At 56.3% G+C, this 25,378-nt stretch carries 22 protein-coding genes and 5 pseudogenes; 9 read left to right on the top strand and 18 right to left on the bottom strand.

Annotated elements, in window-relative coordinates; translation table 11 throughout:
* Positions 1-268 precede the first annotated feature (268 nt).
* Positions 269-502 carry a hypothetical protein gene (locus NLM15_RS37860; protein ID WP_254123070.1) on the bottom strand — a complete coding sequence of 78 codons (234 nt, stop codon included), beginning with the start codon at positions 500-502 and terminating at the stop codon, positions 269-271.
* 231 nt (positions 503-733) lie between these two features.
* Here NLM15_RS37860 and NLM15_RS37855 point away from each other — a divergent pair, with 231 nt between their 5' ends.
* The 4 genes from NLM15_RS37855 (at position 734) to NLM15_RS37840 (ending at position 4,155) form a co-directional block, all read left to right on the top strand.
* Positions 734-1,963 carry a cytochrome P450 gene (locus NLM15_RS37855; protein WP_254123069.1) on the top strand — a complete coding sequence of 410 codons (1,230 nt, stop codon included), beginning with the start codon at positions 734-736 and terminating at the stop codon, positions 1,961-1,963.
* A 736-nt stretch (positions 1,964-2,699) separates the two neighbouring features.
* Positions 2,700-3,044, top strand: a complete 345-nt coding sequence (locus NLM15_RS37850) for a hypothetical protein (RefSeq protein WP_254123068.1) — start codon at positions 2,700-2,702, stop codon at positions 3,042-3,044.
* Positions 3,037-3,300: a hypothetical protein gene (locus NLM15_RS37845; RefSeq protein WP_254123067.1), complete on the top strand. Its 264-nt coding sequence runs from the start codon at positions 3,037-3,039 to the stop codon at positions 3,298-3,300. Before NLM15_RS37850 ends, NLM15_RS37845 begins: the two co-directional genes overlap by 8 nt.
* Positions 3,301-3,810: 510 nt before the next feature.
* Positions 3,811-4,155 (top strand): hypothetical protein, encoded by a 345-nt coding sequence (locus NLM15_RS37840; protein ID WP_254123066.1) that lies wholly within the window; start codon positions 3,811-3,813, stop codon positions 4,153-4,155.
* Here the strand turns inward: NLM15_RS37840 and NLM15_RS37835 are convergent.
* A complete protein-coding gene (locus NLM15_RS37835; protein ID WP_254123065.1) occupies positions 4,144-4,659 on the bottom strand; it encodes a hypothetical protein in 516 nt (171 codons plus the stop codon). The genes NLM15_RS37840 and NLM15_RS37835 overlap by 12 nt on opposite strands.
* A gap of 192 nt (positions 4,660-4,851) precedes the next feature.
* Between NLM15_RS37835 and NLM15_RS37830 the strand changes: the two genes are divergently transcribed.
* Complete coding sequence (locus NLM15_RS37830) at positions 4,852-5,355, top strand: endonuclease domain-containing protein (RefSeq protein ID WP_254123064.1); 504 nt, start codon at positions 4,852-4,854, stop codon at positions 5,353-5,355.
* A gap of 241 nt (positions 5,356-5,596) precedes the next feature.
* On the opposite strand, the pseudogene NLM15_RS37825 reads toward NLM15_RS37830, so the two are convergent.
* Positions 5,597-6,024 (bottom strand): annotated as a pseudogene (locus tag NLM15_RS37825) (transposase); the annotation flags it as partial.
* 325 nt (positions 6,025-6,349) lie between these two features.
* A complete protein-coding gene (gene nolL / locus NLM15_RS37820) occupies positions 6,350-7,474 on the bottom strand; it encodes a nodulation factor fucose acetyltransferase NolL (RefSeq protein WP_256565546.1) in 1,125 nt (374 codons plus the stop codon).
* 818 nt (positions 7,475-8,292) lie between these two features.
* Between nolL and NLM15_RS37815 the strand changes: the two are divergent.
* Positions 8,293-8,869, top strand: a pseudogene (locus NLM15_RS37815) (IS256 family transposase); the annotation flags it as partial.
* A gap of 422 nt (positions 8,870-9,291) precedes the next feature.
* Here the strand turns inward: NLM15_RS37815 and NLM15_RS37810 are convergent.
* The 6 genes and pseudogenes from NLM15_RS37810 to NLM15_RS44195 form a co-directional block, all read right to left on the bottom strand.
* A complete protein-coding gene (locus NLM15_RS37810; protein WP_254123063.1) occupies positions 9,292-9,486 on the bottom strand; it encodes a hypothetical protein in 195 nt (64 codons plus the stop codon).
* A 20-nt stretch (positions 9,487-9,506) separates the two neighbouring features.
* Positions 9,507-9,931, bottom strand: a pseudogene (locus NLM15_RS37805) (IS66 family transposase); the annotation flags it as partial.
* Between the two features lie 43 nt (positions 9,932-9,974).
* Positions 9,975-10,590 (bottom strand): annotated as a pseudogene (locus NLM15_RS37800) (AAA family ATPase).
* 8 nt (positions 10,591-10,598) lie between these two features.
* Positions 10,599-11,075: an AAA family ATPase gene (locus tag NLM15_RS37795; RefSeq protein ID WP_375166956.1), complete on the bottom strand. Its 477-nt coding sequence runs from the start codon at positions 11,073-11,075 to the stop codon at positions 10,599-10,601.
* A 249-nt stretch (positions 11,076-11,324) separates the two neighbouring features.
* Positions 11,325-11,501, bottom strand: a complete 177-nt coding sequence (locus tag NLM15_RS37785) for a hypothetical protein (protein WP_254123061.1) — start codon at positions 11,499-11,501, stop codon at positions 11,325-11,327.
* Between the two features lie 85 nt (positions 11,502-11,586).
* Positions 11,587-12,006, bottom strand: a complete 420-nt coding sequence (locus NLM15_RS44195) for a 4-fold beta flower protein (protein ID WP_375166955.1) — start codon at positions 12,004-12,006, stop codon at positions 11,587-11,589.
* 1,102 nt (positions 12,007-13,108) lie between these two features.
* Between NLM15_RS44195 and NLM15_RS37780 the strand changes: the two genes are divergently transcribed.
* A complete protein-coding gene (locus NLM15_RS37780; protein ID WP_254123060.1) occupies positions 13,109-13,324 on the top strand; it encodes a cold-shock protein in 216 nt (71 codons plus the stop codon).
* A gap of 346 nt (positions 13,325-13,670) precedes the next feature.
* On the opposite strand, the pseudogene NLM15_RS37775 reads toward NLM15_RS37780, so the two are convergent.
* Positions 13,671-14,020: pseudogene (locus tag NLM15_RS37775) on the bottom strand (helix-turn-helix domain-containing protein); the annotation flags it as partial.
* A 113-nt stretch (positions 14,021-14,133) separates the two neighbouring features.
* Between NLM15_RS37775 and NLM15_RS37770 the strand changes: the two are divergent.
* Positions 14,134-14,340 carry a helix-turn-helix domain-containing protein gene (locus tag NLM15_RS37770; protein ID WP_309144956.1) on the top strand — a complete coding sequence of 69 codons (207 nt, stop codon included), beginning with the start codon at positions 14,134-14,136 and terminating at the stop codon, positions 14,338-14,340.
* A gap of 32 nt (positions 14,341-14,372) precedes the next feature.
* On the opposite strand, the gene NLM15_RS37765 is transcribed toward NLM15_RS37770, so the two are convergent.
* Positions 14,373-16,022 carry an ABC transporter ATP-binding protein gene (locus NLM15_RS37765; protein WP_254123059.1) on the bottom strand — a complete coding sequence of 550 codons (1,650 nt, stop codon included), beginning with the start codon at positions 16,020-16,022 and terminating at the stop codon, positions 14,373-14,375.
* Positions 16,023-16,555: 533 nt separating this feature from the next.
* Between NLM15_RS37765 and NLM15_RS37760 the strand changes: the two genes are divergently transcribed.
* Positions 16,556-18,142, top strand: coding sequence for a hypothetical protein (locus tag NLM15_RS37760; RefSeq protein WP_254123058.1), 1,587 nt, complete (start codon positions 16,556-16,558; stop codon positions 18,140-18,142).
* A gap of 819 nt (positions 18,143-18,961) precedes the next feature.
* On the opposite strand, the gene NLM15_RS37755 is transcribed toward NLM15_RS37760, so the two are convergent.
* The 6 genes from NLM15_RS37755 to NLM15_RS44185 form a co-directional block, all read right to left on the bottom strand.
* Positions 18,962-20,050, bottom strand: a complete 1,089-nt coding sequence (locus tag NLM15_RS37755) for a hypothetical protein (protein WP_254123057.1) — start codon at positions 20,048-20,050, stop codon at positions 18,962-18,964.
* A gap of 64 nt (positions 20,051-20,114) precedes the next feature.
* Complete coding sequence (locus tag NLM15_RS37750) at positions 20,115-20,459, bottom strand: hypothetical protein (RefSeq protein WP_254123056.1); 345 nt, start codon at positions 20,457-20,459, stop codon at positions 20,115-20,117.
* The gene (locus NLM15_RS37745) at positions 20,456-21,850 is read right to left on the bottom strand and encodes a coproporphyrinogen-III oxidase family protein (protein WP_254123055.1); all 1,395 of its coding nucleotides are present in this window, start codon (positions 21,848-21,850) and stop codon (positions 20,456-20,458) included. Before NLM15_RS37745 ends, NLM15_RS37750 begins: the two co-directional genes overlap by 4 nt.
* A 23-nt stretch (positions 21,851-21,873) precedes the next feature.
* Positions 21,874-22,200, bottom strand: coding sequence for a hypothetical protein (locus tag NLM15_RS37740; protein WP_254123054.1), 327 nt, complete (start codon positions 22,198-22,200; stop codon positions 21,874-21,876).
* A 326-nt stretch (positions 22,201-22,526) separates the two neighbouring features.
* Entirely contained in the window at positions 22,527-23,279 is a 753-nt protein-coding gene (locus NLM15_RS44190; RefSeq protein ID WP_375166912.1) for a radical SAM protein, read from the bottom strand.
* Between the two features lie 860 nt (positions 23,280-24,139).
* On the bottom strand, positions 24,140-24,289 hold the full coding sequence (locus NLM15_RS44185) for a CopG family ribbon-helix-helix protein (RefSeq protein WP_375166954.1): 150 nt from the start codon (positions 24,287-24,289) through the stop codon (positions 24,140-24,142).
* Positions 24,290-25,378 lie beyond the last annotated feature (1,089 nt).

The raw sequence follows: 25,378 nt of genomic DNA, 5'->3' as shown, positions 1-25,378 counted from the left end.
CCCCATTTCATTAAATTCGCGGTCAGCCATTCTGAGGTCGGTCCTCTCTCAAGGCCCACCCGCTCAACTTGATTAGCCCATGGTTCGAGGTGCTGCACAATCGATAGCGCGTCCGCCAACGTCGTTTTTTAAGCTTTCCGGTCTCGTCCACCGCACATATCGCAACGAAATCTACCCGAAACATCGAGGCCGACGTAGATCATGATTTTCCTCCTCGAATGGAATTGGCCCGTCATCTTTAGTCAAAACGTGCCGCGCGGCAAGTAGATCAGGTAATCGGAACCGAATACCCCATCTCTTCCGAAAAGCGGCTGCGCTTCATCCTCTGGTCTTTGTCGTGGCCAGAGCGAACTTCAACCTGGATTAAATCCGTGGGCAAGCTCACGCTGTTGAGCGATGAGCTAATAGTCAGCCTTCCGGCGATCACCAGCTGACTTGCCTGGCGCTTGCCGGTGAGCGCGGCGCCCGTCGCCAGTTGCACCACGCTAAGGGGCACGATCAATAGTGATTGCTTTCAGGCGCATCGATGCCCGCATCAGCAGAATGCGCAGACTCGTTGGAAAGTCAATGGCAGTCCTTACTGCCGGAAACGGTAGGGGTGACTGCCCGCCCATTAGGATACTCTGTGAAGCGACGACCTGTAACCGTAAGGGTACCCGGAACCATGGACGCGAGCTGTGCACCCGTAAGCTCTCGAGCGAACAAAATCTGCGGAGACGATCTGAAACGGCCATTGGCAAACGTTAGGGTCGATGATGCCTCGAGTATTCCGCTGGCCAATCTGGATGTAAGCGAAACCAAGCGCTTTCAAGATGATAGCATATGGGGGTGCTTCGAGCGCTTGCGAAGGGAAGATCCGGTTCACTACTGCCAAGATAGCCGCTACGGACCATATTGGGCCGTCACGAAATACCACGATATTGTAGCAGTAGATACAAACCACAAGACATTCACGTCGGAGCAAGGTGTCACGATCGTCGACGTGCCCGACGAGCACTGGACTCCGAGTTTCATCAAGATGGGGCCTCCCAAACATGCTGATCAGCGCAATACCGTAAGTCCGATCGTTGCACCGGAAAACCTGACGAGGCTCGAAAGCCTGATCCGCTCTCGGGCCAGGGCAATCTTGCAGGGCTTGCCGCGCAATGATGCCTTCAATTGGGTGGACATGGTTTCCATCGAGTTGACGACACAGATGCTCGCCACACTCTTTGACTTTCCTTTTGACGACCGGCGGCTCTTGACCTATTGGTCGGACGTAGCTGTCACACCTCCGAGAGCAGGGCATGCGATCGACAGCTGGGATAAGCGCAGCGCAATCTTGTCGGAGTGCCAGGAGTATTTCACCCGACTTTGGAACGAGCGCATTAATCGCGAGCCGCGCCTCGACCTGATTTCCTTGATGGCGCACTCGCCCGCCACGCGTCATATGAAGCCGGACGAGTTTCTCGGGAATCTGATTCTGCTGATCGTGGGAGGCAATGACACGACCCGCAACTCGATTACCGGCGGTGTTCTGTTCATGAATCAGAACCCCTGTGAGCTGCGAAAACTACACGAGAATCCGGGGCTGATGTCGAGCGCCGTGTCCGAGATTATTCGATATCAGACGCCAATCGTACACATGCGCCGCAACGCCGCGGCAGATTGCGTGGTGGGTGGAAAAAAAATCAGGAAAGGCGACAAGGTCGTCATGTGGTACATCTCTGGCAACCGGGACGAAGAGGTGATCGATAACGCCGACAGCTTCCTCATCGACCGTAAGAACGTACGGCAGCATCTCTCGTTTGGATTCGGCATTCATCGGTGCGTTGGCCGACATCTTGCGCAACTGCAGTTGAAGGTCCTCTGGGAAGAGATTTTGAATGCGCGTCTGGAGGTCAAGGTTGTCGGCGAACCTGAGCGAATTGCTTCAAACTTCGTGCACGGCTATTCCGCACTCCCTGTGCAGATTGCAGCCTAGGTCTTGATCGCTTGAGGCTGACAACCGGCACGCCGGTGTGGCTTGCTTCGTCTTGAAGTTTTCAGCTTTGCTATGTTTGGCGGTAAGCCGTCGCTTTTCGCATATGCAATCATCCCGATTGCAATGCTGCGATCGCATTATTGCTCGACCGGTGGAACTCGAAAGATGGGCGACTGAAGGCTCGCAGATGTAATCGGTAGTGCTTGCGGCCCGCCGATGAGATTCAGGTCGTCCAGAAGAACCGCACGCGGACGGGTCGCCGAAAGTTCGCGGGCGGCCTGGTATCGCGGAGGCGTACCGCAGGTTCGGTGTTCGACATTCTCAAGGCAAACGCGGCGTTCCTTCACGGCTTGCGCGGGAGGTCGCAACCGGCGCTTTTAAAACTCGCAATCGACATTTCAACCACGAAGAAATCCATCAGGAAAGATCTTGCCGACTGGATCACCGCGATTCGACTCCGCAGGACAGATCGACCGATCTTTGCAGAAGACGCTCGCGTGTCCGTGTTGCTCCGCATCGCGCAACTGGTTCTTCGCGCCCCTGCCCGGAACCGCGAAGAGGTTGCAGAGTCGTGGCAGGCGTTGCAAAGGAGGTTGCGCAGGCGGCGTCCACGCATCCCGAACTCGAGATGTCTGCGATCGGAAAGCCCTCAGTGATACGTCACTGTCGGCCCTCCCGCCCGAGTGGGTCGGGCTTATTCCGCGGTTCGATGCGCTCTCCGGGAAAGGTTTGAATTTTGGATCAGTTGATCAACCGATCGGGCATAAAAGCGCCCACAGTCTGCGGGATATTGTTTCTATTGCCGGCTTTTGGAATTGACAGCGTCCTTGAACTCAAAGCTTTGTTTGACCGCCTCGACAGTCTTTCTGCCGAACAGCGCTCTGCGCTTTTAGTGAACGTGGCCGAGTTGCCAAGCGATTTCTCGGTCATTTGTCAATCACGCGTGGTTAGCGGAAATCCCGGCAGAGCATCGACTTCGAAAGGCGCCCGCAGCTATATCTTGCAATGGCGGCGCAGGCGCTTCGCTGGGGTCTTCGTCAATTGCGTTGCGCTGCTACATTGCCCCATGCGTCATGCTTGACGAGTATGCGGTCAATCCGGAGGGAGCTCTGAAAGCACTGGATGAGGCCGAGCAACAACTTGGCGCCGATCCTGCCCTGTCGAGGCGCGTGCCAAGGCCGATTACCGTTGGGAAGATCATGCTGCCCGCCCTGGCTCTCTTGCGGGACACCGCTGACAAAGCAGCCCGAAATGATTTCGTTGAACACGCGTTTATGTTCAGGGAGGCCGGGATAAGCGCAGCCGGGACGGGCGATTGGGAGGACGCGGAGCGCTAGTTCAAATGCGGCCCAGGCCGCGGAATCGAAACTTGCAGCCGGCGGTATGGCGATGATGACGCTTGGTCTCGTTGCAGACGGGATAGCCGAGTTCCAGGCAGGGCCTTACTGAAGCAGTTGCGTCTTGGCGAAGGGTGTCGGATATGAGTGACATGCCGCTCGGGCATATCATTATTGCTTGGTATTTGCTCGCGGAAGCCGAGCTTGCCGGGGATGCCGGGTCGTCCATTGCTGCCTCGATGCGAAGCCGTCTTGGCGGCAACGCTTTTCCTCGATGCAAACCAACCTTCGGGCGGCGCGGGTCGAGGCATTGATCAAGCGCTCGGACGTTCACAGCTTCCTGGCCTGCGTAAAGAGCTGGGTTGAAGGTCTCTTCTACATTCAGAGGCTCGGCCAGAGCTTTAGAGATGTTTCACCGCTCGATCGAACTGCGGTGAAATCGAACCTGCCTCGCCGGAAAGATTGGCAGGTTTCGGGATCGCCACGAGCTTGCAGGGGAGGCCTGAAGCCTTGCGGGCGCTGTATGACGCGATGCCCAAACAGCACTATTCCCCCGATCTCACTCAGCTCGCAGGTGTGATGGCTGGTGAGCTGGAGCCCAATGCCACGAACGAAGCGGTCAAAAGCGCGATCAATCAGGTCGCAACACGGACGCCGGACTTTCAGCCGGATGACGTCTTTGTAGCAGCCCTGAGTATGATCCAGTTCATTGCGCACTCCACGTTGAATATGGCATTGGCGCCCCTTCTCGCGCATTGGCTGCGCGAGCGGTCGTGCATGCGGTCGAGCAACAAACCTTCCTCTTGGGGAAGCCGGCAACAAACATCCCTGCGATCAGACAGGTCATCGGCATGAAAGGAAGACACGCTGCAATACTGTAGCAGCTTCGGGTCTTGGCCTCAAAGGTAACGCTCCCTCGCGCGAGGGTGAGTTGCTGAAACGCCCGACACTAAAGTGACGGTCGCTGCCGAGTATACGGGTTACGAATAGATGCGTCCGTCGCACCGAGCACGCCTGCGCCGCGTTGACCTCGGCGTTTGCGTTGCTCGCTGCTGACGGTGACAAGCGGCGAACGTAATTTCTTGCGAGCTTGTCGAGTTCATCGAGCGACATCTGAGGAGCGCGTTGCTCGAGCGATTTCAGTTCTGCGTTTTTCATTGGCTTATTCCTTTTCGGATAAGTAACCGGGCTGGTTGCCGACGAAATTAGCATTTCCTGAGCCGCAAACTCGTCCTCGGAAATAATGAGATAAGTAATGGAAAATATTGAATAAGTAGTTTTTGGCTCTGCCGCTCGCGCACGAAAGGCGCTGCATCCCGGGTTTTGGCTCCCCTTAAAGGTGCCCCACAAAAATCGCATCGCAACTTCGCGACCCTTGCGTTTGCTACCCCCCGGGGCAGCGGCGCTGCCCATTCGGCGAGCAAGGATGACTCGGCGATGCCCGATGCGGCGCCCGACGGCGCCCACGTTAGAATCATCCACCTTCTATCTCACTTCTACCGAGAGGAGTGCTTATGTCCTCCTGCATCTTGTTCACCTCGGACAGAAGCCGTGAGCTTGGTTCTTTGGAAGAAGCTTCCGCGCGGACTGCTGAAAAAGCGGTTCAAAGCGAGGGACCGGCTTGGCCCCGACGTCAAGCGTCTGGTCGTGAAGCTTGCCGAGGAGCAGAAATTGAAATGCGTTCACTGTCCACGCGAGCGAAATCTCATCATCGAGCATGATCACGATCCGATATTCGGCACCGGCGATAAGTTGACCGCGTTCAATATCCGGGGGCTCGTCTGTCAGCGGTGCAACTGGCACCTCATGATCTACGAGAAGGATCTCAACGGCGAATATCGCGGACTCGACGACGTCTCCAATTACATTTCCAACAGCGGATGGGAGACCTACATCTATGCCCACGACACCCTGGTTGCCATGCTATACGAAAGCCAACTCGAAGAGCGGATGGGCACCCTCAAATACCTCAAGCGGCAGATTTTTCTCGACAAGTTCGATGATTGGAAGGAGTGGGGCCCCGCAAGCAGACGAATCCCGGCATTGGGGTTTTGACGAAATCAAGCAACGGCGGCGCAATATCATCCGGACGCCTGAGCAGTTCTTCAAGGTGTGGCGGCTCGAGTACATAAAGAACCCGAGTTCAAAAGACACGGGCTGGAGGCCGCCAGAGGAGATGATGCCCATGCTCGGGCGGATCGTTGGGTTCGTGGAGGAGCTTTGGCCTGCAATTGAGGAGCGCTACAAGGCGCTGCAAGCAGCACGGAGCGAAGCAGTGCAGCCTTCGTCGGTGGTGCACGGTGGTATCGACCGTGACCCGCTTGAGGTCCTGGCTGCACAACGCGCCGGCTTCGTGCGCTACCCTCAGGCTCTCGGCCAGCAACAGCTCCAGCTTGTCGCAGAGCCGAGCGCTCCTGCGGGAACGCGTGTTGGAAGAACTCTTCGCCGGTGAAGCACTGGAAATACGGGTAGTGGACCCAACGCTCGCACACCCCTCATCGGACAGGCCGTAAATGTGCTTGAGCAGGAGCAGTCCGATCACGAAGCGGGTTGCGATGCCCGGCCGCCGTTCTCGCTATAGAGCGGCGCGATCTCGCCGTCGATCCAGTCCCAAACGACCTTGCCGGCGAGCTAAACCAGCTCGTGCTTCATGTTGATGATCTGGTCCAGCCTGGCCCGGAACAGATCGCCCGATCCCCTCGTCCTGTGCTTCTTCGGTCGCATCGCCACCTCCGATGCGACCACGAAATCATGACTGGCGATTCGACGGAATCCTGAAAATGAAATCGCAAGCTTCCAATGCCCGAAGCATCAAAACCTTGCAATCCCAAAACAGGCTACAAAGACAAATGCGATTCTGGCTCAGTCGCTTAGCCCACCTGCACGGACGACGATGGATACCTGCCCGATGGCGCGCACGCCTTGTCGATGCGATCCACTGTAACATCGGTTTGGCCCTGTGATCCAGGTCGCAGGAGGAGTGGAATACTCAATCGGCGATCATAGCGTTTGTTCCAGCGCGGACGTGAGGTTTGAAAAACTCAGAGAACTAGTTATTGAGCGTTGAGCAGAGCGAGCGGGGTGGCGCTCCGAGAACAATCCGAGATACCCATCCAAGATCGCGCACAACCCGCCGAATCGTCGTGCCGATGACAACAATCCCCAATCCAAGCGTGGCGGCCACGGCGACTCTGGTCAAGAAATCCCAAGGCTCTCCTAAAGGGACCAAATCCATGAGACGAAAAACGGTACCCTGGATCAGATAAAGTAGCAGAGTGCTCTGGCCAAGCTCCACCGCAACGAGGCGAGCCAATCGATTTGTCCCCCCAAAACTCCAGGACTGCAGCACTAACTGCATCACGATTGCAGAGGCAGCTGCAGAGCCCAGGAACATAAGCAACACTTGCTTAGCCGACGCTGTATCATGAACTAGAACAAGATTGTTGTAGACATAAGTCTCTTTGCCCCAGCTAAGATAGCACGCACACGTAATTGCAAGGAGTGAGAACATCAAGAGAGATTTGCTGCTCGACATTATGTACGTTCGCCATTCGCTTGACTGAGCAAACAAGAAGCCCAGGCAGAAGAACGGATATGTATATCTTACCAACGGGGCTATCGAAAATGTCACCGGAACGAGTGCAACAAAAATTGCCGAAATGCATATGATCCACATCGATACGCGACCGCAGACCGCCAGAAGAAGCCTCATGGCAACAAATGAAGAAAACGTTGCCCATACGAACCAATATGAGCCAATGAGATCGTTCACAGAGTCCGACAGTCCACCAGCCACGTTGGTTAAACGAGAGGCCCCGGCCAACTCAAAGGCGGCAAACTTGGCAGTCTCCATAAACGTGCACCAAAAAAGCGTCGGCAACAATAATTGCATTACACGCTCCCTGACGCTGCGAGCGAGCGATTTTCGCAGGAGAGCTCCCGAAGACAAGTATCCGCTTATCGCCATGAAGAGAGGCATATGAAACATGTAGATCGCCTTGAAGTACGGCGAATACCAATAGTCGCTATCTCCGTAGATCACGTACTGTATCAGATGTCCGATAATCACCAAGATGATGAGCATCCCTTTGGCAAAATCGCACCTCAGGTCTCGGCAGTCTGCTTGGGCTGACTGCGGCCGCTGCCAAGTCGTTGGTGTGGCGTGATAATGCAATGAAACCTCACATGCGGTTGCGCGCCTGCGCCGTTGGCGGACCATCCGATTTTGCGCAAGGTGATCGTGCTGTCCGGGAGAAATGCGCGAAGTGGTAGGGCACGTCGGGGCTCCTCGTCAATACAGGACGCTCGCTTCTCGATTCGCTAACTTATGGAATTTCGAGCGGCTCTCGGTTTGTAGGGGCGTGTTCCTGAGAGAATGGACAGGCCTGAGAAGACGACGAACAAGTTTTTACCCTAGAACACCGTGCTCCGAGCACTATTGTTGCGGCGCTCAAACGCTGGCCAAGCCGTTCTCCGCGGGAGTTCTCAACCAGTGGAGCGTCCGTCCAACTGGCCTAATGCCGGCCGCAGCACCATCTCGCGGCCCGTCCGCCAAGGCGGGTGGGCCTAGTGGCCTCAAACTTTCGATGGCAGAAGACGTGCGGGCGCTTCGCGCTATGCCAAGGGACCTCTCCCCTGGCATTCTTTTTCCGGTCGATGCGATGATCGGGGTGAGGCAAGGAGCAGCTTTGGGAGTTCCGCTAATGAGATGAGCCGGCTTTTTCTACTTAGCTAGCATGGATTGCGAAGCCTACCCCACAGAATCTTGGTAATCCTGAGAGCTGCCAGATCGCAAAGGATGGCGCGGCTCAATCCTGGTGTCCACGAAAAATGGATATCGCTCCGTAAGCGGATCGAAGCCGCTGACGGCGAAATCGTTCAGTCGGTCAGAAGGGGGATGTCCCGGGTTCTGTTGAATTTCTGAAGAGGTCGGCGTTGCCCACCTTCAGCCGGTAGGCTCGGGGTGCTGATTCCACAAAGGAGAGCAAGGCCATGACGAGAGATATCACACCAGCTGGTTGGCCTGCGACCGGGGCTGTGGACGAAGCGTTTGCAGAAGTGCGGGCGAGCTTCGATCGGTTCTGCCTTGCGGCAGGGATCGAGGCGCTCGGCATGATGATGGAGGCGGACGTCACGGCGGTCTGCGGGCCGCGCCACGGTCGCGACGCGGCGCGGCGGGCGCACCGTTGGGGCCGAACGCGGGGACGGATCGGCTTCCATGGCGGCAAGATCGAGGTCGAGCGTCCGCGGGCGGGGTGGACGGCCGCGAGGTCACGATCCCGAGCTGGGAAACGGCGGAGGAGGATTGGCTCGGTCGCTGGGCGATGAACCTGATGCTGATCAATGTGTCGACGCGCCGGTTCGGCCGCGCTGTCCGGCTGCCGACGTGCCGGCACCGCTCGGATCGGGAGTTTCGAAGTCGGCGGCCTCGCGGAGGTTCGTAGCGCTGTCGGCGGCGCGGCTGGCCGACTTCATGGCTGCCGACCTGTCCGCGCTCGACTTTCTGGTGGTCCAAATCGATGGGCTGCATCTCGGCGACGATCTCGTGCTGGTCGCCGCGATCGGGGTAGCCGTTCAATGAACTTCAAAGCCCGCTTCGGCGGGCTTTCTTCTATCCCGCTATCCGGGCGGAAGAGCAGGGTATGTCATTGGCGAGAACACCGGGCGCGGATTCTACATTCGCAACTCGAAACTAGTGGAGCTACTGGCAGCCGAGGTAGGGCTGCGCCCCGAAAACTCGTTCAAGAGACCTCTGCCCGCCAATCGGAGATATCTCCCTCCGCCGTCGGGCGGTGAGATGGGCCTAGACGGGCGAATGCGATCCGAGATCATTGTACAACTCAGGAAGCCCGTAGCCACTCACGTGTAGCGCTTTGCGAGCTCGTCAAAGATCGCCCGGCTGTGGAAGCGTTGCTTTGAGCTCTTCTTGTTTCGTGGATCGAGGAGACGGAGGCGACAAAACCGCGGATCGTCCTCAAGGGGCTTACGCAGCTAGTGAAATCGCTCGTTCTCTTTGAAGTCGGGCGTCTTCCACAACACCTTGAGCGTGTGGTAATCCCAAGGGTAGCGCTTCGACATGTCCTCCTCGCTCAACGTCACCCGAATGGCATTGGGGGCGTTGGGAGAGATAATGACCGGCATGGCTTGCGCGTTGGCGTTCCGGACGAACTTCAGCTCGACCTCCACGCTGAGTTGAAAGGCCTTGCAACCTTCTGCTTGCCGGCATGCTCAGCCAGCTCATCCGGCTCAATGACAGTTTCGATCCGATACAGATGGGGCGCAAAGCCCTTGCGCCGACGAGGTGCACGCTCGCCGTCGGCTTGCTCATGGCCCTTGCTGACCTGGGACTTGATCGCAGCGGTGCCCGCATCAATTCCCCCGAAGACGAAGGCCTGCTGATCGTCGTCGTCGTCCGCAGAGCCGAGCTTTTCCGATCGTTGGTCGAATCGGGCGCGGTCGAAGGCCTTCAGGATCTGCGTCAGCGGCTCGATGCGCGCATCGGCATTGCGGGCCTTGAGATCGGCGACCTCGCTCTCCAGAGCATCGGCGCGGGCCGCCTTCCCAGCCATGGAAAGCACCATGGCACTCAGGTCTCTACGTCATTCGGGAGGTTGAGATGGAGCGGCGTCATTGGCCGGGAGCTGAGTACGATCTGAGCGATAGCTTCGCTTGGACTACACGGTCTCCTTCAGTGCGTCGACGGCAATCACACTCCGATCGGGGTCGACGAGCGCCTCGGCCGCCATCATCATCTTATAGTGCCCACAGTGACCCGTCTTCTCGAAGATCCGGCGGAATACGTCGTTATATCGGGCCACAACGCTATGATCGGCCGCGACGTAGAGATCGTCGTGGGCGCTGTGCGATCCGTCGTTTACCCAAGAGAAGAGTGAGGCGCAGACCAGCTGGTCTTTGCCTTCAAATTTCGCAATGATATCATCTGTGTCGGCATTGCCGAGGATCCTGAAATAGTACTCGATGATGCGCCTAAGCGTGTTCTGGATGGCCATATTCGAGCGGTTCGGGTTCCGCACTTCCGCCCAGAGTAGTTCATACGACGTTCTAATGGGGGTTGAATTTGTAGCCGACGATCTTTGAGATGCCTTCGACCTTGCGGACAATCCAGAACGTCTCGTGAGCTCTGCATTCCGCTCCCCGGCTCGGATCCAACGAAACCTCCTTGTGAAAGTAGATATTGTAATTCAGCAGGAAGACCTGCTTGATCTGGCCAGTGCCCTCGCAAGCCTCCTTGAGCACGCGCTTGATCAGGGTGCTAACAATGAACAGCACATCGCTGTCTAGACTGGATACCGGATCGTCGAACACGACGATACGGCCGGAGCTGATATCCTACTCCGACGCGCTGCCGCGGAGTAGATGATAAAAATAGAGAAAGTAGACGAAACTTTCTCGCCCTCACTAGGCGTCGCCGCCGCATTGTCGCCGCTGTCCCGAACGATTTCATATAGATGGTCACGCGCGCCCGTCGTGCTCAACTTGAAGCCGGAGAAGCCAAGCGACATCAATAAAGTGTTGATCGCGCTCACCGTCGGTTGAACGCTAGTGACCCGTTTTTCAGACTCGCGCAGCTGCGTCTTAGCTGCGATCAGTTGATGCTCCTTCGCTTTGTTTCCAGCCGCCAGTCCCTGCACGGCCTTGTCCAGGGCCTCCTTCTCCGCCTGGTACTTCCTAAAGGTCGGGCTATTCTCTTCGAGCAGGTACTTCCAGATCTGGCCGATGAGCTGGCGGCGTTCGACTGCGAGGGTGTTTACCAGCTCATGATGGGCGGCAATTGAGGTATTTGCGGCCCCGATCCTGGTGATAACTGGCTCGCAGGTTTCGCAAGAGGCTCTAGCGTTACGGGCGCGCTTGGCTCGCGCTTCTTGGCTTCTAGCAGGCGCTTATTCAGCTCGATGCGGGCGGTGAGCCGATCGATACGTGCCCGCAGAAGTTCCCCATCGAGATGATGGCTATCGTGCGCGACAATCTCTTTGAGCCTCTTCGAAGTCTTCTCGGCGACGACTTCATAAAGGCTCGAGGGTCGCGGCGACGGCTGCCATGTCGTTCAGATAGGTTTCATCGAAGTAGGCGTTCAGCCGCGCCGCAAAGTCGAACTCGACCTCCTGCTGACAGAACGGACACTGAGAGCCGTGGTCGAGATAAGGCTTAGTCCTCAGCGCCGAGCGAGAAGCCAATGGCATGGGGCCTCGAACCTCTTGGGCAATACGAGGGCAAGTTGTGCATAAAAGACTCAGATCTCGCAATGCGTGTTGGGGGGCAGTATTTTTACGGATGACGCGCGGCGACCGGCACCGTGCGCGCGGAGAAGATCACACTGGCGTCAGCTCCGTTGAGGCCCGCCGAGCGAAAATGAGGTGAGCACGATGTCGGGAGCCCAATCCATGAAAGAGTCGGTCTAGCCGGAATGGGCGGATTGAGGGTATCGCTCGAATTGGCGGAATGGTTGGGATGCTCTTTATCGACGGTATTGATCGCATCGGCGGAAGGGGCCGCCCGATGCATCATCCGTGAATGCAATTGCATTTCCACCTGAGTCGCGGATCCAACCGTTGTGCAGCCGCCATTCGTGTAGACACTCTCTCCTTTCACAAAGCCAACAGTCTGGCCAAAGCACGTATACATGGTCCCGTCGTCATCAATGTAATGGCTTGCGCGGCCACTGCGATCGTAAAGGTCTTTGGCTATGCCTTTAACCTTCCACGTCGCGCAGGTCAGCGCCGTAGCTGCGCTCTTCCCGGATTTCCGGCGGCTTTGCAGGACGGCTTAGTCAAGTCCGTCGGCATCATGCGCGCGGTGACCAGCACGGATAGCCGCTTCTTCCGAAGCAAGCTGAGTGGGGTGCTTTGAGACGGTCTTGCCGTTGTGAACTACGACGTGACGCTCACTCCGCGAGTGTCGCGCCATCAGTTCCTTTCCCCGTAGCCGCCCGGATTGTCAATTCTTGAACACGGTGTTCTGCTGGAGGAACACCGGTGGAGGGATTTCATACTTAAACGGTTTTTTCGATAGATTCCGGTGGCGAGGCCGCGGGACTGCATTGTCTCGCGGCCTCATTCGTTTTCGCAGTTGCAAGCCACTACGAGCCGAAGTCGACCTCTCTCCCCAACGATTATCAGCGCATCTACCGAGGCTTCGCATTCAGGCGCGTTTACTCGGCGCATTGGTTGGTCATTTCTGCGCGTTAGGCCGGCCCTGTTGTCGCAATCCGTTCGAAGGAACGGGGTAGAGAATTCGACAAGCGACCGGAATCCCACCATTGGTCCGTAGTCAGCCAGGGCTAGGAAGCGTAGGACAATGTTGGCATCCATGTCAGCTTCCTGACCAATGTCGACAACTTGATCATACGGCGCCGCTACGAAGCGCCTGCAGAACCTGCGGGTCTCGATTTCGGCACGGCCTTTGCTCGGTTTGGGGCAGCATCACTTATTACTCCAGATGCGGTGATGTTAGGGACGGACTCGGCGCCGCGTCGCCGCTAGCGTCTGGTCCGTCCCGCTGGTGCTGTGAGGCGATATGAAGCAGAATCTTCGACCGGCGACTGGATTCCGTCACGCTCGTCGCTGCTGTGTCCTACGCAGGCACGAACACGTAGGGGGAACAACTGCCGAATCAGTGTCTCCCTAAACCGCGGGAGACGAGACCGTCATGTCCGCGAGATCTTTGCTCCGCCCAGGTTAGGAAAGTGTACCCGCGGCTCGAAGGCAGCCGCGCAGGCATAGCTCGCGACTCGATATCGTCGTGTAAACATCAAAGTGCGATTTTCCGATCTCGAAAAGCTAGAGCAAAGATGCAGACTGGAACGGTAGTTTCGTACAGTGTCGAAAAGGGCTGGGGCTTCATAAGGCCTGATGGTCGCAACGGCGAGGATCTGTTCGTGCACATCTCCGAACTACGCAACTGCACAGGTACCGATCTGATGCCGGGCGCGCGTGTGAGGTTCAATCTCCACTTCAACAAACGGCGCTCAAGGTGCAGAGCTGCCGAGGTCAGGCTGATCGATTGAAGTGCCGCGTATCCTGGAGCAGGTGTTCAAGATTGTTCAAGCAGCGCAAAGATGGCGAGTTCGGCCCTGGCGGGCGTTTATGCCGGGTGATGCAAGCGCAGCAGACGTTTTCCGAACGCAGCACTCGAGTATAAATCTGTCTACTCGGTGGAGCACAGATTTCACTCGGGTACTTACTGGAATGCAACAGAAACTCTTTTACGTTGGCTTCTGTAGGGAGATATGAGAGCAGACGCCAAGCGAACAACCGTCGCTACGTTGTGCCGGCCGCATGTCATTCCACCCGGGCCACACTCTCTGCAATGATAGGAGCTTTCGAACCTGGAGGCGCCCTCCCATTAGTGTCGGCCAGCAGCGTCAGCGTCCAGCGTTTGCAGCCATCGGGCGGCTTGGCGCATGCGGTCGCCACCAGCAGGGCTTCCTCCTTGCCGGTCAGCTTGCGCTCAGCGCCCGGACGCGGCTCCTCGCTCAACGCCGGCTCCAGATTGCCTTCCACGAAGCGGCGCCTGGTCCGGCCGACGGTGGAGAGGCTGACACTCACGGTCCGGGCAATCTCCTCGTCGCGGCAGCCTCCATCGGCCGCCAGCAAAATCTGTGCCCGCTTAAGCTTGCGGGCGGCGTGCTTGCCGCCGCCGAGCATCCCGTCAGTTCGTCGCGCTCGGCTTGGCTCAATTCGACCCGATAACGTACATTCATGCTTTGCCTCCTTGTCGGAGGCCGGGACGAATCCAACGATGAGTTAAAAATCAGGCGCGCGCCTCACCGAGAAGCAGGCTTATTACCTGGCCTTCATCCACACCTACGCCCACATGTTCGGACGTCCACCCGCCGAAGCCGACATCCAGCGCCACTTCCGCGTCAGCCCGCCTTCGGTCCACCAGATGATCGTCACCCTCGAACGAAATGGCTTCATCCGACGTCAACTCGGCGTCCCCAGAAGCATCGAAATCCTCGTTCCGCCGGAAAGCTTGCCGATCCTCGAATGGCTCGGTATCAAAACGTCGAAATCACTGTGATGAACCACTAGGTAGTTTTTCAGGTCGGTCGTCTAAGTAACTGACAAGCCGCAGTCGGTCAGATCGACCACGACGTCGCTCGAAGAGATGACACCTCTCCGATGAGTGATCGCTAGCACAGTCACATCCTCCGCTAGGGTGCGTATATGGTCCATAATGTCCCGCTCGGTTCGTTCGTCGAGCGCGGAGCTAGCCTCGTCGAGAAGAAGGATCGCCGGCTGGCCATAGAGCGCGCGGGCAATAGCAACGCGCTGTCGCTCCCCGCCGGAAAGCTTCAGGCCGCGTTCTCCAACGGTTGTTTCAAATCCTTCTGGTAGCGCCTCGATCAACGGGAGAATAGCGGCCTCTTTCGACGCACGGCGAAGGCGTACCTCATCGCGGGGCCGACCTAGCAAAATGTTGTTAGCTAGCGACTCATTGAGCAACATCACGTCCTGCGGCACGACAGCAACTGCGGCATACCAATCCGCGCGATCGACGCTCGCTATATCGGCTCCATCGACGAGAATTCGCCCGTAGTCGGGCTCAATCGATTTCAGGGCAAGCTTAAAGATCGTGGACTTCCCCGATCCGGTTTCACCGACAAGAAAAGTAATCCCGCCGCGCCCGGCCTTAAACGAGACGTTGGTAACGCCGCGACCGTTGTCGTAGGCATAACCAATGCTCTCGAAAGAGAGCTGGCCAGCGGAGGGCTTGAAATCGTGAGCATGAGATGCTTGCCGCTCTTCTGGTGCGGCCCACAGTCTGCCTAGAGGGATGAGGTCGGCTCGCGACCGCGCCACGTCAGAGATCGCCCTCGCGACCGTCTCAAAGGGCATATTGAGCTGAAGTAGAAGCGTACTGAATAGCACCATATCGCCGATGGTGACCGCGCCGGCGTGGTATTCAGGTATAAGAAAGAGAAGCGTGACCGCAAATTGCAGCGCGACGGCGAAGCCGAGCACGGCGATGTAGAGCAGTCGTTGCAACACGTAGACTCGCCAGTTATCACGTACCTCCCGCGCCCTTATCATGAAGCGTTCGTTCATCCAGGAGTGACTGCCGAAATGGCGCAACGTGTCCATCGCGTTCAGGACGTTGCCGACGAACCGAGCATTCTCCTGTCCGGCTTCGACCGCCGCATCCAGGAACGCGCGGGCCTGACGCGTGGAAATCCACGTCAATGCAATCGCGATTGCTCCATAGATGGCGACGATTGCAGCGATCTGGATATTGAGGAGCGCGCCGAGGGTAACGAGCGTAAGCAGAAGCTGCATTGAAGCAGGGACGAAGACGACAATCCCAAGCTGGACCAACGTCGTTAATGCGCTGCGCCCGCGAGCAGCCGCACTCTGTATCTCCGCCGGATTGCACTCAAGAAAAACGGCAGCGGTTTTCCTCAGGATGCGATCGAAGAAGCGAGTTGCAGCAATGAAGCCCAGGTTCTCGGCTGCCATGAAGGAGAGATACTGCAGCATGCGCTGCAATGCAGAGGCTACGCCCACCAAAACCGCGTATCCAGCGAAACCCCAAGCAACCGCCGACATGTCTTCGCTGCGCGGAAGACGATCAATGAGACACGAAAATACATAGGGGCCTGCGACGCTGCTGGCGCTGGAGATCAGCGCCACCGCCCCAATGATGAGAAGCAAGCGCCGGTCGGATCGCCAGTACGCATGCAGAATTTCGGAAGCCGGCGACAATACGCTATCGTCGACCTGATCTGCAGCGGATCCAGGGAATAGGGCTTTGCTTGCTCTGAGAGAGCTGACATGGCCTTGCCATCTGAATTCCATACGATCTCACGTAAAGATGCGGCTCAGCGGAATTTGCTGCCGTTTACCGTTACTAGACACCAATCCAATTCTGTCCAGCACCGTCAGCCAACTGCCGACATTGGTAGGTTGTCGCCCGCCTTCTCCCATGAGAGACCTTCTATTGTGGCTCGGCACGGTGCCGCGCCACTCTCTCTGGCTTTTACTGAAGCCTAGATTGACGACGAGAAGCCCGATCACCCGGAGATTGACATGAAGAGCGCAACTGCAGACGCGCCTAAGCGGCCATCGCGGCCCGATACAACTGACCTCCCCTTACCGGTGCTGCCACCTCCTACTACTTCGTATCCGAAGGGCCCCTTCCCTAGCGACAGCGCTAACGAAGGTTACCTTTAAGATCATTCTTCACTCTGTTACCGCCTCTCACACGAGAGGCGGTAACGTTTTAAGTCGAGGAACAAATGCTCAAGGCCACTCTAAAAATAGCCGACCTGGAAAACTTCGATCCTGTTGTCCAAGGCTGTTCGATAGAGTTTGGTGAAAGCTGCATCTGGCCATTCCAACATAAGAGTCTTGAGAGCTCGTTAGTGAAGAGCACTGAGCAATGGTTCTTCGTCATACGTGAGCGTCAAGTAGCGGCGGACGGGGCTGGCGTTCATTCGGTCGTAATAGACCATGCGTCTACAGATCAGTTTCGTCAGCACTACCAGAAATGCATGCACTGGCCGCTCGATTTTATCGTGATCGAGGCGGCTCGCCGGGGCCCTCGGTTGCGTGTACGAGCAGGCCATATAGCCAGCCTCCCAATTTACTTCCACGTGGAGGAGCGCACTCGTACGGTTACGCTCTCCTGGGATTTCATGGATCTTTTGGATAAATCGGGAACGATCGATGCAGAAATCATAGCCCATCATCTGTCTATGAGAACGTTCTACTCTGCGCGACAGGCCTGCGTTGGCGTTAATCTGCTGACTGCTGGCGCCACCTTGTACGTCGACAGATCGCTAACGTCATTTGAGTACGGCGCGACAACTTCATCAGCCCCCGAGCTCACTGGACGAGAGGGGAGCAATTATGTCCTTGAGTTTTCTGATACTCTTCAGGCGGTTGTTCGTTTGCGGCCGACGGCGTTCTGCGCAAACGCTGTGGAGCTGAGCGGAGGAATGGACTCCGCTTCCGTCGCAGTTGCTGTTAGCGAGAGTGTAGCATCGCTAGCATGTGGCGGGATACTATTGGGCGACGGGAGTAGCCCCAAGCAGATTGACCGCCGAGCGAGCATTTTGAGCGCACTGGATTGCCGCGATCACAAAGTTGACATGCACGCCCACATGCCGGCGATTGATCTAGATCTTGACCTGAAAGGACGCCTGCCACTCATTTCAGAGTATTACCTTGAGGCGTTTGGGTCACTCTGGGATCGGTTCCGCGGTGATGGCTGCGAAATAATCTGGACCGGCATAGGAGGAGACGAGCTTTGCGCTCGCTTCAGCAGCGACGAGGAGCAACCCAGATCTCCGTCTTCACCCCACCTGGATATCGCGCTTGGGCTTGCAGAAGACCTATTGACGAAACGCGGGCTCGACGCCGCTCGTTCATCCTTCCTTTTTAGCGCCCCCATCAGCGCCACTCTATCCACAACTCTGCTCGCAAGTCTTTGTCATGCTCGCCCACTCGCGACGCGAGGACTTTGGCCCGTCCGCCCATTCGGCGATCCGAGCTTGATCAATTTTGGAGCGAAGCTTCCGTTTGCACTTCGCTCGGGCAAGGAGCTCCTCCGTTCTTACTTGCGTGAGCGCTTGGGCTCTGACGTATTTCCACGCGGTTACGCAAAGGAGACTTTCGCGCTTGTACTGCCAAAGGCGATTGCGGCTCGTGCGGACATAATTTCATCACAGCTTGCTTCTTGCGCCTTGGCCGACTTCGGCTTGGTTTCGCAAGAGGCTGTCATGGCACTCTTGAACAGGGTGATAACAACACACGAATTTTCCGCAACGAGCACCTTGGCACGTTTTTTATGGGCGGAACGTTTCGTTCGGCAACTCTGTTGATTGCGCCATTATCAGCGATGGGACATTCCCGGGCAAGGCCCGGGTCATTGCAGCGACCGCTTCAGACCAGTTTTCAAGGATGCTTCCGGCGATATCAGCGTGGAGCTGTTTGGCACCGGACGCGCCGGTACCGCGACTGCGAACTGGGAGTACGATTATCGCGCCAACACAACGCCGAAGTGGCCGAATAGCGTTAACCAGATCCCAACACTGGTTGGCACTGTGATCAGAGCAAAGCCGCACGATGGTGGGGCTGCCGGCGTTGTCGCGTCATTCATTGCGATCAAACACTAAACTGAGCAGCCCGCCCGATCAATCGGCCTAGATTTTGGCAAGGGCGCACCGCGATCGCAATGTCTCCGACAATCAGAAGAATAGCCGACGATGTCTAGAGCAGGCTGTTGAAGAACTCAACCGCGTTCGCAAACGAAGGCTGACTCGTCAATACGGTTGATTCCTGCGGTGTTGGAAACCACCGCCGGCCCGCTGGCTATTGCGCCAACCTTTAAGAAAACGTTGTTTATTTTCACCCTTAGACAATTCACCTGCACTCCCCCGATAGAATTCCTTTGCATACGTCATGAAAACGCTTCGTATCACGCTGCTGCTGAAGACCAGAAACAGAGCTACCGACTATTTGCCCATACCCCACTGCGACGTGTTGATTTCATGCCCAGGAAAATAGATGCGGCACGAAGTTTAGCACCTTGACGCAATGGGAAGCAAAGACCCGCCGAAAACTTGCTTCAGGAGTCTCAACATTTCGAAGAATGGCTGTGTCTTCAACGAGACTATCGACAATAAGGTGGTGGCCGACGATCATGAGATGTAGTCGGTGAATGCGTTAAGCCTGCGAAAGGTTCTAGCAGCAAGAGAGGTATGTCTGTTCCGTTCAAAAAAGGCTGTTTGGGGCAGAAGCGGCCGGAAATTGTTGATGAGGGCTTCCGCGGCTGCGACAGCCAATTTCGCTCCAGGGCACACGTTAGCACCAATACCGAAACTTTTGTTAGGCTGACGCCCCCCTCCAAAAGCTGCTCCGATATGGATGCGGATTCTTCGGCCCCTTGGTAGATGAAAGTCTCCCCACCTCAGATCTTCAGTGGTCTCGCGGAGAACGCTCTGGATCGGGAAATCAAAATCTGCAGCGGCACGAACCGCTTTCTGCGTGGTGAGATCAGGCGTCCTTTTCAGCATCAGGCACGCTGTTGCGATCAAATATGCTGAGCTTTCATGCGCTGCGATCAGAAACATCGTTCGGTTTGGGATGTCGGCACGTAGCGCTGCCGGCAGTAAGTCATTGCAATCCTCAGAAGAAAGTTTGTCGGCGACCGCTTTGACGCCAGCTGCGGCACGCAGTGCATCTGCACGCGTGTTCACTCTGCCGTCCATGTAGTCAACCATGGCGGCGATCGGCCTTTCGTATGCTTGCGTGAAGTCGCTGTGAACGCCAGCCACGAGACATGCAATATCTGCGATGTAGGATCTGGCGATTTGCATGAAGTCATAGAGGGTGCGCGGCGGTATCTTGCGCAGATGCTTTCGAGCGATTTGATCCAAGGCGTCCGCGTTGCAGAGCTCGGAGAGCCAAGCGAACCATTCGGACGCAGTGCCATTGCGGTTTCCAAAGATTGACCGCGCGAGGAGCTGGTCGACGACTTCTGTCGTCATCGCGAGCTGCCTCCGCTCAGCGTCATCGAGCGGCAAAGTGGCCAAATTCTTTTCGAACGACAGCATCGGACGCGTCACGGCGTCGTGTTTCAAGAGCCAGGTGCAAAGATCCGGTGTTCCGCACACGAACTCGCCGCGATCCTCATACACAGGAGCCTCACGGGTAAGATCCGCCAGCGCTGCGTAATAGGCCTTGCATTCAGTTCCGTGCATGCGCAGGATAAACTCAAGATCGCGCATTCGACCAGCACACTGCATAACTCGTGCTAAATAGGAGAGGATTGGAAGCGGCCATATGCACCTCTTAGGCCTCTTCGATCGTAGAAAATCCGAGTCTTGGGGCCCCTGGAGACAGGCTAGCCCAGTGTTCCTTGAGAACGATGCGGCCTGCCGATGACAGCTCGACCGTGCTTTCAAACACCCCTAGAAACGGTTGCTGCTGCCTGTTCAAATAAATCCAGTGCCCCGATAAGGTGCCGTCTTCTGTCATCGCTCCAAGAAGGACACCGTATTCGATCAGTTGTCCCTCGAACGTTGCGGTCACGATCGCTTTCCTTTGGGAAAAGGTAAATATGACGGTCTCATCGAAATCTCCGACGTCGTAATTCTCTCTTCCCCGGAATATCTTGTCGTTCAGGTCTACCTTCATGCATCTAACCTGAGATGCTCGTTTTCCAACGCTGCCCGCTTGTCTTTCCTTGCGCTTGATACTTGAACGTCGATCATCTCCTTTTCATGCTGCGGCAGCAGGAAATACATGCAGTTCGTGTACCAAATCCATCCGAGGCGCGTGATACGGAACGTTTGACCGATATCTTCGATCATCCCATGACGGATGAGCGCAAGAAGGCTTTGAAGCGTCTCTGGATATACGTTCAGGAAGTCAATTGCCGCCTTTTCAACGGAGCCAAAATAAGGAAGGCGAAAAATTAAGGGACGGCTTTCCCTTGAGTACGCATCCGAACGACCGAGAGCTCCGCATGGGACGCCGTGCTCGAGAACGTCATGCATGTATTGATGAAGCAGGCCTGTGTTCTGCAGCGAAATACCTTGGATGCTCGATATCGCGTTCGCGCCAAACCCCAGGATTTCATAGTTCTTATAGCCGTAGACATTCTCGTGATAGTCGAAGTGGTAGGCGTCCGTGGTCGGATACCCGCTGGTTCTAGTGCGAATAAACCCGTGCCCGTTGTGCGGAAAGTATCCGGCATTGGCTAGCATATCGGTGGCGGTGAGACGATACTCGTGGCGAGTGCGAGCCGTGGCCGGACGAAGACCCAACTGCCCGGCACGTTTATGGAATCGAGTTTGGGAAGCGACCGGATTAAGGGGGTAAAGCTCGATCAGCGGCACACCCGTATTTATGATCTCTTTGATGTCGGCCTCCAAATCCCGCTGCCTCTGGCCGTCGTAGGCATAGAGCATGTCTGCCGACACAAGATCGAAATGGGCGAGCATGAGCTCAAGCGCAGATTTGGCGTCCCTGGCGGGGGCGGTAAGGTCGAGGAGGTTTCTTGCTTGATCCTGAAGGGTTTGGACGCCCAGGCGCACGTTTGTCACGCCGACCGTCTTTAGAGCCTTAAGTTTTTCGGCGGTGACACTCTTCACCTCCACCTCGAAGGAAAATTCCTGAATTTCGGACAAATCAAAGGATGATTGGAGTATTTCTCCAAGCTGATTGATCTGGAGGGCGGATAATAGCGACGGCGTTCCGCCCCCGATAAAGATTGCGTTAATTTTGTTATCGCTCAGCTTCGACTTAGTCCTTATCTCAGTGAGAAGAACTGAAAAATACGCGTCTATCAAATCGTTTTCAGCGGCCGATTTGCGGACAAAGGGACAAAAGGAGCAAATCGTGTCGCAAAAGGGGATGTGAAGATAAAGGGCGCGACGCACAGTTGGATCGGCCCGGGTCATGTCAAGAAACTGTCGGACGCCCGTCGGCGACAGTGCTAGTGTCTCGACCGCGAGCGGATAATACCAATTATGAATCGGCACATCTCGGTCGAAGGGATGCTCGCGGTCTTGTTCGAGCTTCATGACAAGCTTCTTGTCTGGCAGACTCACCACACGACGGCGACAGCGCTTACGCGACCTTCGGCTTTATCCAATAAATTGTGAAGGTCCCTCAGCCACACGTCCGGCTTATCGTTGGCGCCTGAGTTCGCTTTCGCAATCCGGTTGTATTCAGAGGCCAGCTCCGTCCCTATCGCCTCTTTTGCAGAGGCTCTGAGGAGAGTCTCCGCTGTTTCTCGAGAACGCACAAAAATGGGCTCCGATGGATCGAGTTTGAGTGCCTCGTTGATAGCAGCAAGGCCTCCCGCTACATCACCTTTCTCAATACTTACTCTACCGGTAATGAAGGATTTCCACGCATCAAGATTTGCCATGCTAACTCCCTAGGGTTGATATCCGGAGCTGCAATGAATATCACTGATCCCTAACTCGGAATTACTACCGAAACTGGTAGGCTTCCCTGGCGGGCGTCCGCGGCGCCCGGACGGAAAGGTTGTACGGATACTGTAGTCTGCATCCCCTGATCCGCAAGAAGATCGAGGCTGAGGCCACACGCATCTTCTGATGCCGAGCCGTACGCCGCTTTTGCTCATCCACGACATGCTTGAAAGCGGGGATAGAGAAGGCTGTCAAAGGGAAGACGTACCGCGATTACCGGCGTTCATGGCTCCTAACCTAGGAAGTTGCCTGAAGAGGAAACCTAGTTCGCGAGCTTGCGGCGAGCCCATTCGATCGCCGGCCTACTACGCATGAAGAATGGAAGGTTCAGGTCGGCGCACAAAGGTGCCGCGCTCGCTTCAATATTCTTACCTTCAAACACCTTCCAAACCTCTTCGTTTTCGTCAAAGTCTATCTGTTTCAGTGTGAAGGGATAGTTTGCAGGCGCCCCCTCGAACACGCGTTCATCCATTTTGCCAGCTTGGTCAGCGTACCAGATTTCCCCAACAACAATGTCCGCGTTGGTTTGAGCGAGCTTGATTATTTCGAGGTACTCCTCAACTGGTACGTTTGGTAGAAATGGGCGCAGTGCCAGCACGCTAATAAGTCCGTTTGCTTTGAAGCGGCCCAATTGCGCAATGCTTTCATATGGAGATGCGATAGGACGCGGTTCAAGGTGCGGATGATGAAGCTGTGCAACACTCACGTAGGCGAAGACTCGCCGGCCTCTCGATCTGCAGGAGTCATTTATGTCCTCTAGCTCGCGCAGATGATCGTCGTTGAGGAGGGCCCGTGTCGTAAAGAGGAGATCGACACCGAATTGGAGAAGAGCGCGAAGCAAAGCGAGTCCCCTCTCTGTCCGTGGAGGGCCAAACGAGTCGGTGTCGCCACTTACGAAGATAATATCGTACGGTTCACGAACCGACTTGATGCATTCAAGGATTTCGGGGATCTCCAAGGCAGCGTATTTCAGGAAGCCGGCCTGGACATAGCAAAATGGGCACCGATAAGCCAATATCGACGTGCGTTAGCGGACCCAACGAAACCATTACCCGTCGGTCACGCACGTCAATGGCCGTTCAGGCGGCGCTGTAACATGTCACACATCCAGTCGATGTTCGGAGCTAAGCGCCGTAGCCGACTTCCGTCACCTGCAAGATCAGTCTAGTTAAGCTAGGCAACTACAAGACATCTCGATCGGGCTCATGCAGCCGATGGCGGAGTGATGACGCTTTCGATTGTACAACACGGTTTAGGAACGCCCACAGGACCGCTTTTCGCGAGGTACTTTATCGGCATCATGTTTGAAAATGTCGGACATGAGGCAACGGCTTACAGTCGCGATGCTCCAGAAGGTCGAGGCTTGACAGAGCAGTTGCGGACGAACAGGAAATCGAAGTCCGGACATGGTGAGTTTATGGAATGACTCCCGGCACTTCTTTGCCGGTGCAGCTGCATTTGAAGATCAAGCGCGCGATGTAGAGATCGCCGATCTGCGTCTGGCAGGCCGAGCCAACCTTATAGAGCGCGCTGAAGCAGCGCGCGGCCTTTTAAACGCCGCATTCCCTGTGGTAGGCAGCGCGAGCGTATGGCCGCGCAACTTGAGACGAGAGGAGGTTCTGATGTTCGAGGCTAAAGCTATCGCGTGTGTTGCCACCATTTCGTCACCCCGGCCAACCGCGCAGTCTACCCGGCGCAGGAGCCCTTACTAACCTACTCTGAGGCCCTTCGGCACGTGCAGGCCGAGCAGTCCAAGGGCTATATGGTGGCCTGGGTCATCGCCCGCGCCGGAGCAGGCGCCACCAAATGTGATTGGTGATTCTAACGCGAAGCGTTCCCGCCGAGCCTTGCTATGCATTGCTGCGCGAAACTGGCTCAACTACATGGACCGTGCGGGAAATAGCGACGCAGCGCTTCCCGGACGAGTTCAGAACGAGACCGATGTTCCTCCTGCTGAACCCTTTCAAGCTCGACCGCAATTTCTTGTGGAAGGGAGATTGTGAAAGCAAATCTTGTTCGGGCCATGGATTGATTGTCTTCCAAAGACTGCCCCATGCACGATGTGAAGAATTGCGGAATTGGCAAAGAGACGCTGTTATGACCAAGTAATACCAGCTGGGAGTCGTCGACGACGTTCGAACTTCACGGGGCACATTTGCCAAGCTGGCAAAAGAGATATCGCAATATTCGAAGACCGAAGAAGGTCAGCATACATTTGACTGTATCAGGGCTGTTTTGAATCAGGGCGTGGAAGCGATGGAGAGGCTGGCTCCCCTTCGTCGGTATGCAAAGGTCGGCCGAGGAGTTGGTAGAGCGTGAGGAGACGGCGGGTCATTTCAGCTGCCTCGGGCCGGGTGATTTCTTCACCGTACGCTTCTTTGTAGATCGCTCTGAACTCTTCGAGGCGCTCGGGTGAGACTTCATGGCCTGCTGGGAGCATGCCCTGAATCATACGGGTGCCGTTTGCGAGCCATAGACCCGGGGTTATGCCTGGGGAGGAGCTCCCTCTCAACCTTGGCTACAAAGCCGGCGTTAGGCAGCCAGCTTACTGTGAATCCCGAGATCAACTAACTAGACGTAAACCGTACAAGGTTGCCGTTCCGAGCGTCGCGGACGCCAGCCTACGGGAGCCTACCAGTTTCGGTACTTACTCCGATTAAGGACCGGTGATATTCATTGTACCGGGCAAACCTCCGGCAACGCTCTGTCCGCAGGCCGATTGGAGCGGAGAAGCTGAACACGTTCGGACCTGGCCCGCGGGGCTGGCTTGGTAAGTATTGCGAATGGTCGACGGTGCGGGACGGTGACGGCAATCTCATCTGCGTCGATTTTTGCCTGCGAGAGCCCTGATTATTGGAATAAGCTATGGCGCATCGGACAATGGCTGAGACCAACAGACCAACCATCGCGGCGCCGACGATGGATCGAGCGCCAAGCATTCTGCCATAGCGCGAATGCCCGACCCATGCTCGTTTTTGAAACCGCCTGCCGATAGAGGAAGTCCCTGCGTCCATAGCGACCAAGCGACTACATTGCTTGTCCTCGCGTGGTGCAACCGTGTTTGCTCACTCGACGGACCTTCCCTTCAGTTGATCGGTGCCGTAGGCACGAGGT

Origin of the sequence: Bradyrhizobium sp. CCGB20, from assembly GCF_024199855.1 — a bacterium.
Lineage (GTDB): Bacteria > Pseudomonadota > Alphaproteobacteria > Rhizobiales > Xanthobacteraceae > Bradyrhizobium.
This window is presented reverse-complemented; position numbering and strand designations above follow the sequence as displayed.